This is a genomic window from Amycolatopsis sp. lyj-346, from assembly GCF_046548975.1.
Lineage (GTDB): Bacteria > Actinomycetota > Actinomycetes > Mycobacteriales > Pseudonocardiaceae > Amycolatopsis.
On the sequence record NZ_JAJPWT010000002.1, the window covers coordinates 36,702 to 47,229 of the forward strand.

Here is a 10,528-nt window from a genome sequence, read left to right on the forward strand (position 1 = left end):
GTCAGGCTTCCTTTCCGTAGAGCGCGTCGCACAGCCGCAGCACCTTGTCCAGCGACTGGGGCGCCGTCATCACGTCGGTGTGGCTCGCGGTGTCGACGTCGGTGACGAAGAAGTCGTCGATCCGCTCCTCCCACTCGCGCCAGTACTCGACGCCGTCCAGCCCCGGCAGGCCGGGGTTCGGGAAGAGCACCATGTAGTCCTCGTAGCCGCCGAAGAACCGGCCGCTGCCGTTGCGGACGTAGTAGCAGCGCACCGCGTCCGGCCGCGGCAGCGGCTCGGCGACGTGGTCGTCGGTGTGCTGCCGTTCGAGGAAGCGCGCCAGCTGTTTGACCTGCGTGCGCAGCTGGGTCTCGGTCTTGGTGATCCCGGCGGCCAGCGCGGCCGTGATCAGCGAGTCGAAGAACTCCGGGTAGGGCAGGCCGGGGTCCACCTCGCCGCGGTGCAGGATGGGGGTGCCGTCCTTGGCGTCCAGGCGGTTGTTCCCCAGCACGAGGTTGACCGCGCGGAACGCGCTGACCTTGGCCACCGCGTCCGGCTCGGTCCGGCCGCCCCGGATGATGGCGTTGACGCGGTTGGTCGCCGCCGCGTCGAGGGTGTCGAGCATGACCAGCGTGTCCACTTCGGCGCCCTGCAGCTGCAGCTGCCGGACGACCTCGTAGGCCAGGAGGCCGCCCACGGAGAACCCGCCGATGTCGTAGGGCCCCTCGGGCTGCACCGCGCGGATGAGCGACGCGTAGTGCTTCGCCATCGCCACCTGGCCGCCGAGGATTTCCCCGGACTCCGTCCAGCCCTTCGGCCGGATCCCGTAGAAGGGCCGTCGGCAGCGCTGCGCCAGCGGCTGGTAGGACTCGACCCCGCCGTTGCCGTGGTGGATCCAGAACACCGGGCGGCCGGCGCCGCCCCGGTTCATCCGGACCAGCTCGGGGAAGTCCGCCTCCACCAACGGTTGCGGGGCGGGCACCGGCGCCGGAGCCACCGGCGCCGACTGCTCCTCCGCGGCCCCCGGCACGCCGAGCCGGGCGACGATGTCGCGCAGCGTTTCGCACTCGGCGATGACGTCCAGCGACGCCGTCTCGTCGAGGTGCCGCTTCACCTGGGACAGGAACTGGGCCATGAAGATCGAGTCGAAGCCGTAGCGGCGCAGGGGCACGTCCGGGTCCAGCCGGGCGGGGTCCATCTCCAGCACGCCGGCCAGCAGCTCCGCCACGCGGTCGGCGAACGCGGCGGACGCCGGAGCGGAAGCGGCAGCCGGGGCCGCCGGCGCCGCCGCGACCACCGGTCGCGGCCGGCGGATCACGCCGTCGCTTTCGGCGACGAGCACCTGCTGGCCGAGGCCCTCGGCGCCGTCGGCGGCGGGGAACGCGCCGCGGAAGCCCGCTTCGGTCAGCAGCCGCTGCCACGTGGCCGGAGTCAGCAACGGCGTGCCGGGAACGCGCGGCGCCGGGTCGTCGTGGCGCCACCAGCCGTCCAGGAGGCCGAAGGTGAAGTGGCTGAACAGGCTGCCGCCGCTGAGCTCGTTGAGCAGCAGGATCCCGTTGGCGCGCAAGGTGGCCTTGGTGTGCCGCAGGGTGGCGCGGATGTCGCGGGTGGCGTGCAGCACGTTCGTGGCGATGGCGACGTCGAAGCCGCCGACCGGGATCTCCTGCCCGGCGGGCGGGTGCTCGACGTCGAACAGGCGGGTGTCGAGGTACGGCGTCGTCTCGCCGAACTCGCGCCGGGCGTGCTGCAGGAACGCCTGGGAAATGTCGGTGTAGCAATAGGTTTCGACGTGGTCGCGCCACGGCCGCAGGTGGCGGAACACGGTTTCGCTGGTGCCGCCGGTGCCCGCGCCGATCTCCAGGATGCGCAGCCGCGCATCGGGGTCCTCGGCGACGCGGCGCCGGACGTAGCCGACGAGCGTTTCGGCCAGCACGCCGTTGAAGTGGTCGGCGACCGGGTTGGCCTTGTAGACGCCTTCGACGAGCTCGACCGACGAATCCGGGAACAGCACGTCGGTGGCCGGGCGGCGGCCGGTCAGGACGTCCGCTAGGGCGCGCAGCGCGGTGTCGGCGAGCGTGGCCTGCGCCCGGGTGCTCGCCTCGGCCAGCCAGCCGTCGCGGTCGCGTTCCCAGGCGGCCCAAGCGTCTTCGGTGGCCACGGCAGGCTCACTCGCGGCGCTGTACCGGCCTTCGTCGTCGCGGCGCAGGTGGCCGGCCTCGGTCAGCACGTCGAGGGTGTGCCGCAACCAGCGTTCGTACTGCGCCGTGATTCCGCCGCGGGCCCGCCATTCCGCCGCGGTGGCCGCGTCGCCGGGCTCGAACAGGCCGAGCGAGCGCAGCACGGCCCAGCCGGCGCGCAGCAGAGCGGCGTCCAGTGCCGCGCCGTGCCCGCCGACCTTCCGCCGGAGCCGGGCGGTCTCCTCCGCGCGGTCGGGCCGGTCCTCGCGCAGGGCGGTGACCAGCGCCGGGGACCGGGCGTCGAGCTGCTCCAGCACCTCGTCCGCCCGCAGCTCGCCGATCGCGTGCGTGTCCGTCACCTTCACCAGCGCCAGCCGCGGGTGACGCGAGCCCATCAGCGTCTCGTAGGTGGCCATCCCTTCGGCGGGCTCGATCGAACCCACCCCGGCCCGGGTCATCCGCGCCCGGTGGGCCTCGTCGGCGACGACGCCGACCCCGCCCCAGTAACCCCAGTTGACGACCTTGACGGGACAGCCGAGCCGGGTGCCCAGGTGCTCGGCCCAGGCGTCGGCGAAGGTGCAGCCGGCGGCGTAGTTGGCCTGCCCGGGTGAGACGAGGAACGACTGCAGCGACGAGAAGACCACGACGAAGTCCAGCGGCTCGCCCGCGAAGGCGTCGGCGATGTTCACCGCCACGTCCGCCTTGGCCGCGTAGGCGGCGGAGAACTGCGCTTCGTCCATCCGGGCCAGGCTCCGGTCCCCGAGCACGACGGCGGAGTGCAGCACGCCGCGCACCGGGCCGTGGCGGCGCACGATCTCGTCACGGGCCCGCCGCAGCGCCGCTGGGTCGGTGGCGTCGGCCTGGACGTAGTCCGGCTGGGGGCCGTGGACGGCGAGCCGTCGGCGGCGGGCTTCGATGCCCGCGTCCAGGGGCCGCCGTCCGATCCACACCACCCGCACCTTGTGCCGGCGCATCATGTGCTCGGTCCACACGGTGCCGATGCCGCCGGCGCCGCCGATGGCCACGACGACGTCGTCGGGCTGCAGGCTCGCCGGCTCCGGCTCGACCGGGACGGGCCCGGTCACCTCCAGCAGGCGCTGCCGGTACCACTCCCCGGTGCGGCGCGCCCGCAGCGCGCCGTCCGGCTCGGGCGGCAGCGCGAGCACGTCGTCCCAGGGCACCGGGGCGTCGCCGGGGACGTCCACCACCCGCACCGGCCAGTGCGGGTATTCCTTGGCCAGCGCGCCGAACAGCCCGTGCAGCCCGGCGGAGACGGGCTCGGCCGCGGTGTCGCCCGGCAGCAGCCGGGCCTGCTTGGTGACCACCGTCCAGCCGAGCTCCCGGGCCTCGGCGCCGGTCGCCAGAGCCGCCTTGACGAGCCGGAAGGCGGTCGGCGCCGCCACCGGGGCGAGCACCACGACGTGCTCGGTCCCGGCGGGGACCGGGTCGTCGGCGCCGAGCACCGTGGTGTCCGGGCAGCGACGCCGGAACCCGGCCTGGTCTTCCGGGGTGCCGCCGAACAGGGCCACCCGGGCACGCCCGGCGGGCCACTGCGGAGCCGGGTCCACGGCGGTCGCGTCCCACACCGGCGTCAGCAGGCTGGTCCGGGCGGCTTCGGGCGCCTCCGCCGTCGGCAGGGTCCGGGTGCGGAAGCCGGTCATGCGGACGCAGACGAGCCCGTCGGCGTCGCACACGTCGACGTCCAGCCGGCGCACCTCGCCGCCGCGGTCGCCGTCGGTGCCGCGGACGACGACCCAGCCGTCGGCGGGGGTCGCGGCCCGCACTTCGACCTCCCGCACCGCGAACGGCAGCGCGAGCCGGCCCGCCGTGCCGTCGTCCTCGCCCAGCCAGACGCCCAGGACGGCCTGCAGCGCGCCGTCGAGCAGGCTGGGGTTGAGCACGAGCGGCGACTCGGCCTCGCGCGGCAGGCTCAGCCGGGCCACGGCGATGCCGTCGTCGTAGTGCAGCGAGCGGACGGCCCGCAGCGCCGGGCCGTAGTCCATGCCGATGCGCTCGTACGTGCGGTAGAACCCGGACGCGTCCAGGCTGTGGGCGCATTCGTCCCGGAGCCGTTCGACAGCCACGGTTTCCCGGGCCGGCCCGGCGAGGGCTTCGCCGGTCCCCTGGGCGTAGACCGTCTCGTCCCCGTCGACGCGGACCTCGAACGCGCGGCGTCCGGTCCCGTCGGCCGGTTCGAGGCGCACCTCGACGCGCCGCGGCCCGGTCACCTCGATCGGCCGCAGCCAGCGGACGTCGTGGAGCCGGACGCCCGTCCCGGGCCCGGCGAGCGCTTCGCGCGCCAGTTCCAGGTACGCCACGGCGGGCAACGTCGGGACGCCGCGCAGGCGGTGGTCGCGCAGGTAGAACTCGCTGCCGTCGAGCACCCCCGGCCGCGCGGCCTGCTGACGCGCGGCCTCGGCGGTGGGCTCTGGAACAGCCCGGGTGCCGTGGTCGGCGATCCAGAAGCGACGCAGGTTGAACGGATAGGCCGGCAGCGGCACCCGGCGCGGCGGCGTGCCGCCGTGCAGACGCCGCCAGTCGAAGTCGAACCCGGCGGCCCACAGCTCGAGCAGCCGCGGCAATTTGCCCTTGGCGACCCAGGTGTCCATCGCGGCGGCGATGTCCTCGTCGCCGGCGAGCACCCGCCACACCGCGTCCGGCCGGGGCCGGCCGCGGTGGAGGCCGGCCGGCTCGTCGCCGTCGGCGAACGCCCGGAGGGTGCGGCGCAGGTCCTCGATCGTCTCGGCGGTGAAGGCCAGCCGTTCCGGCATCGCGACCCGGCCGACCTGGAGGGTGTAGGCCAGGCTCGCCAGGTCGTCGTCGCCGAGGCCGCGGTCGTCGATCCAGGCGAGCAGCTGCCGCGCGCGGGCCACCAGGGTGGCGGGTTCGCGGGCCGACAGGACGATGGCGAACGGGCCCGCTCCCCCGCGCACCTCGTGTACCTCGGCGGGCGCGCGGTACTCCTCGAGCACGACGTGCGCGTTCGCGCCGCCGAAGCCGAACGAGCTGATCCCGGCCCGGCGGGGCAGCTCGGCGCCGTCGGCGCCGACCGGCGCGGCCCACGGCCGCTTCTCGCGCACCAGGAAGAACGGGCTGCCGTCCAGCTCGACGTACGGGTTCACGGTCTCGCAGTGCAGGCTTTCGACGAGCGTGCGGTGCTTCAGCTGCAGCAGCACCTTCAGCACGCCGGCCACGCCGGCCGCCAGCTCCAGGTGCCCGATGTTGGTCTTGACCGAGCCGATCCCGCAGTGGGCGGCCGCGACATCGGCCCCAAAATCGGCCCCGAAGTCGGCGTACAGCTCGCGGAACGCCTCCTTGAGGCCGTCGACCTCCACCGGGTCGCCGAGTTTCGTGCCGGTGCCGTGCGCCTCGATGTAGCCGACCGTGCGCGGGTCGATCCCCGCGCGGCGGTAGGCGTCGCGGACCACCGCCGCCTGCGCCCGCGGGTTCGGCGCGGTCAGCGAGTTCGCCCGGCCGCCGTGGTTCACCGCGGTCGCGCGGATCACCCCGTGGATGTGGTCGCCGTCGCGCTCGGCCGCCGACAGCCGCTTCAGCACCAGCATCCCGACACCCTCGCCCCGCGCGTAGCCGTCCGCGTCGGCGGAGAAGGTCTTGCTGCGACCGTCCTCGCTCAGCATCCCGGCCCGGCCGAAGCTGATGTGGCCGTCGGGCACCGGAACCGTGTTGACCCCGCCGGCCACGGCGAGCGAGCACTCCCCGCGCTCCAGCGCCGAAACCGCCCGGTGCAGCGCGACCAGCGAGCTGGAGCAGGCCGTTTCGACCGGCTCGCTCGGGCCGTGCACGTCCAGGAAGAAGCTCATCCGGTGGGGACCGATGGACGGCACCGTGGCCGTGGCCGCCACGCCGTCCGCGCCACGGGCGTGCGCGTCGATCAGGCGGTGGTACCCGGTGACCGCGGTGCCCACGATGATGCCCAGGTCCGAGCCGGCCAGCGCGTCCGCCGCGTACCCCGCGTCCTCCAGCGCCTTCCAGACGTAGAGCATCAGCAGCCGGTGCTGCGGGTCCATCAGCTGCGCTTCCCGGGGCGCGATGCCGAAGAACTCCGGGTCGAAGTCGGCGACGCCGTCCATGAACCCGCCCCACTTCACGGTGGTGCGGCCGGCCTCGTCGAAGGCGTCGCCGTACAGCTCGCGCCAGTCCCACCGGTCGGCGGGGACCTCGCCGACGCAGTCGCGCCCTTCGGCCAGGTTGCGCCAGAACGCGTCGAGGTCGTCGGCCTGCGGGAAGCGGCCGCTCACGCCGATGATCGCGATCGGCTCCGCCGTCGCGGGCCGGTCGGCCGGGGCCTGCCGGGAGACCGCGTCGCGCTCGGGAGCCTGGCGGACGGGCTCGCGCACCGGCGGGGCCGGTGCCGGGCGCAGGCCGAGGCGGTCGGCCAGACCCGCGCCGTGCTCGGCGGCGAGGTGCGCGGCCAGGGCCCGCAGGGTGGGGTGCTCGAACAGCGCGGTGGGCTTGAGGTCCGAGCCCAGCGCGTCGTTGACCATGCTCACCAGGTGGCTGATGACGACCGAGTCGAGCCCGTACTCGCTCAGCTCGACGTCGGCGTCGAGGTCCTCGGGGCTCACCTTGAGCAGCCGCCGGACCTGGTCGGCGAGCACGTCGCAGACGCGGTCCCGCAGCACGTCCGGATCGACCCCGGCGCCCTTCGGCGGCTTGTCCCCCTTCAGCTGCTTGGCCAGGCGCACGGCCTCGGCCTTGTCGATCCGGCCCCGGCTGACCAGCTCGTACAGCTGGGTCACCGAACTGACGCGGTGGCTCATGTCAGGCTCCGTTCGCGGTCGTCGCGCTGATGGCTGCTCGAGGGCCGGAAATCAGGGTGACGCAACCGGTTCCCGGTTCGATCCCGCTCGTTCCCGGGCCCGCACCCCCGGCCGGTATTTCCGGCAAATCGGACATGACCGCTCACGCCGAGACGGCCAGCGGCACGGTGTGCGCGTTGAGCATCTGCGAGCTGCGGACGAACTGCGGCGGTTCGTCCGGAAGGGTGGCGATCTCGGCGAAGCGGTCGAACAGGATGTCCAGCGCGATCCGGCCCTCCAGCCGGGCGAGACCGGCCCCGATGCAGTAGTGGATGCCCCGCGAGAACGTCAGGTGCGGGTTGGGGTCGCGCCCAGGCCGGAACTCCACCGGGTCGTCGAACACCCGCGGGTCCCGGTTGGCGGCGCCGAGCCAGACCATCACCAGCTGATCGGGCGGAATCGTGACGCCGCCGACCTCGGCCTCGGCCGTGGTCACCCGCGACGTCACCGCGAACGGCGGGAGGTAGCGCAGCGACTCCTCGATCACGTCCGGCAGCCGCGAGCGGTCGGCGCGGACGCGGGCGAACTCGTCGCGGTGGGCGTCGAGGCACAGGATGGTGTTGCCCAGCAACATCGTGGTGGTCACGTGCCCGGCCAGCAGCAGCACGTCGGCCAGCGTCGCGATTTCCTTGTCGCTGAGCCGTTCCCCTTCGACCTCGGCGTGCACGAGCCCGCTCAGCAGGTCTTCGCGCGGGGTGCGGCGCCGGTCCTCGATGTAGTCGGCCAGGTATTCGCCGAACTCCTTGCGCTGCTGGATGGTCGTCTCGGTGACCTGCTCCTGGCCTTCGAACCGGCCGACCAGCGAAACGTCCGAGCCGGACGCCGTCGGGATCAGGGACTCGGCCCACTTCCGGAACAGGTCGCGGTCGCTCGCGGGCACGCCGAGCAGCTCGGCGATCACGATCACCGGCAGCGGGTAGGCCAGCGCGCTCACCAGCTCCAGCCGGTCGGTCACGGCGGCCTCGTCGAGCAGCTCGTGGGTCAGGCGCGCGATCTTCGGCTCGAGGTCGGCGAGCACCTTCGGGGTGAAGGCGTGGTTGACCAGCCGGCGCAGCCGGGTGTGCCGCGGCGGGTCGAGGTAGAGCAGCTCGCCCGCCTGCGCCTCCTCGACGTCCGCGCCGATCTCCGCGGCCATCAGCCGCATCATGTTGGAGGAGAACAGCTTCGGGTTGCTCAGCACCCGCGCCGCCTCGGGGTGGCCGTAGACGTTCCACATGCGGCTGCCGGCGTCGAAGTCGACGACCGTCTCCGGGACGGAGCCGCGCAGCCAGAACTGCCGTTCGTGCACGCCCCAGGTGTCGAATTCGGTGATCATGGTGTCCGTCCTTTCGGTACTCGGGAGGTCAGGGGCGCGAGAACGCGGCGAGGTGCTCGGCCGCGCCGTCCAGCAGCAGCAGGCCGATCTCGTCGACGTGCCGGTGCCGCCACGACTCGTGCGGGGTGCCCCGCACCCACTGGTTGAAGGACCCCAGCGCGGGTCCGGTGTGCACCTGGTAGTTGACCTTGTCGCCGGGGGTGCCTTCCAGCGCGATCCGGGCGCTGTAGCCGAAGTAGCGCCGGAAGACCAGCGCCATCTTCTGCTTCGGCTGCCGCTCGGCCCGCGCCAGCAGCTCGGTCCGGCCGGTCGCCCGCAGGTGCCGGGCGACGTCGGCCCAGACTTCGTCCAGCGGCTTGCGGAAGTAGGCGCGCTCCAGCTGCGCGCGGGTCTTGGCGGGCAGGTCGTCGAGGCTGTCGTGGTGGGTGTAGAGCGCGTGCAGCTTGGTGCCCCGCGACGGGAAGAACACGCCCTTGCGCAGGACCTGCACCTTGCTGCCGAGCTCGAACATGTCCCCGGCCGGGGCGTAGTCGGTGTCCTGCACGTCGATCTCGGCCAGCATGTCCTTGACCGTGTCGCTGGTCGCCGCCTCGACCGTGCACTGGTTGACCGAGCCGGTGAGCACGTAGTCCGCGCCCAGCACGAACGCGGCCGCCACCGCCGCGGGGGTGCCGATCCCGCCGGCCAGGCCCATGCAGATCGGCTCGGCGTAGCGGTGCTCGGCTTCCACGCGGCGGCGCAGTTCGAGCAGCGCGGGCAGCAGGACGGTCGGGATGCCGCCGTCGGTGTGCCCGCCGGAGTCGGCCTCGACGGTGATGTCGTGGCTCATCGGCACCCGCCGGGCCAGCTCGGCCTGCTCGGCGGTGAGCGTGCCGTCCGCGCGGAGCCGCTCCAGCACCGCCTCCGGCGGGGGCGCCATGAACGCGGCCGCGACCTCCGGCCGCGACACCTTCGCCATGATGCGGTGCCCGCACACCGGCTCGCCGCCGGGCCCGCGGCGCAGGCCGGTGGCCCGGTAGCGCACGAGCGCGGGGGTCATCCGGATGAACGCCGAGGCCTCGACCAGCCGGACGCCGTGCCGCAGCAGCACGTCCACCACGGCCTCCTCGGTGGCGGGGTCGTCGTGGCCGGCGATGAAGTTGACGCCGTAGGGATCGCCCGGCCCGAGCGCGGACTGGACCTCCTTGATCCCGCGCTCGATCTCCACCGGGTCGAGGCCGCCGGTGCCGAGGAACCCGAGCATGCCCGCGCGGCCCAGCCGGGCGACCAGCTCCGGCGAGGCGATCCCGCGGTACATCCCGCCGGCGACGTAGGCGTAGCGCAGGCCGTGCCGCTCGCGGAAGACCGCACTGCCCAGGTTCTGCGCCCGGAGCCCGGGCGACGGCGCGCGGGAGGCGGCGCGGGTCTGCTCGACCAGCTTCGTCAGCACCGTGCCGCCCAGCTCGACGAACTCCGTGACGCCGACGTCGAGCAGGTACCGCACGGTTTCGGTCCAGCGCACCGACTGGACGATCTGGTCGGCGAGCGTCCCCGCCGTCGCCCCGGCGGGGTACGGGCGCGCCGTGCTGTTCGCGATCACCGGCACCCGGGGCGCGCCGAGGTCGAACCGGCCGAGGCACCGGCGGAACTCCTGCTGGGCCGGGCGCATCAGCGCGGAGTGGAACCCGCCGGACACGCGCAGCCGCACCCAGCGGAGCCCGCGGGCCCCCAGGTACGTGCCGAGCTCGTCGATCGCCTCGGCGTCGCCCGAGACGACGCACTGCTCCGGCGAATTGTCGTTGGCCACGGCGAGGGTGGTGAACCCGCCTTCGCGCAGCAGCTGGGTGACCTGGTCGCGGCCGAGGCCGGTCACCGCGATCATCCCGCCGCCGCCGGCCCGGGCCATCAGCTCGCCCCGGCGCCGGACCAGGCGCAGTCCCGTCTCGAAGTCGAACGCGCCCGCCGCGTGCAGCGCGCAGTACTCGCCGAGGCTGTGCCCGGCGTAGAACGCCGCTTCCCCGCCGTTTTCCTCGCGCCACCGGCGGTGGGCCAGCGCACCGACCACGAACAGCGCCGGCTGGGTGAACTCCGTGCGGTTCAGCTCGCGCCGCGGGTCTTCCAGGCACAGTTCGCGGATCGAGTAGCCGAGCAGGTCCGAAGCCTGCTCGGTCTGTTCGGGGTAGGCGTCGAACAGCTCGCGGCCCATGCCCTTCACCTGGGCACCCTGGCCGGGGAAGATCACCGCTTTCACCGGTCCT

Annotated in this window: 3 protein-coding genes; all 3 read right to left on the reverse strand. The window is 73.8% G+C overall.

The window, feature by feature from the left end:
• Position 1: 1 nt before the first annotated feature.
• Positions 2–6,937, reverse strand: a complete 6,936-nt coding sequence (locus ACLJQE_RS07560) for an SDR family NAD(P)-dependent oxidoreductase (RefSeq protein ID WP_410638381.1) — start codon at positions 6,935–6,937, stop codon at positions 2–4.
• A gap of 142 nt (positions 6,938–7,079) precedes the next feature.
• A complete protein-coding gene (locus ACLJQE_RS07565) occupies positions 7,080–8,291 on the reverse strand; it encodes a cytochrome P450 (protein WP_410638382.1) in 1,212 nt (403 codons plus the stop codon).
• Between the two features lie 28 nt (positions 8,292–8,319).
• Complete coding sequence (fabD, locus tag ACLJQE_RS07570; RefSeq protein WP_410638383.1) at positions 8,320–10,521, reverse strand: ACP S-malonyltransferase; 2,202 nt, start codon at positions 10,519–10,521, stop codon at positions 8,320–8,322.
• Between the last annotated feature and the right edge of the window lie 7 nt (positions 10,522–10,528).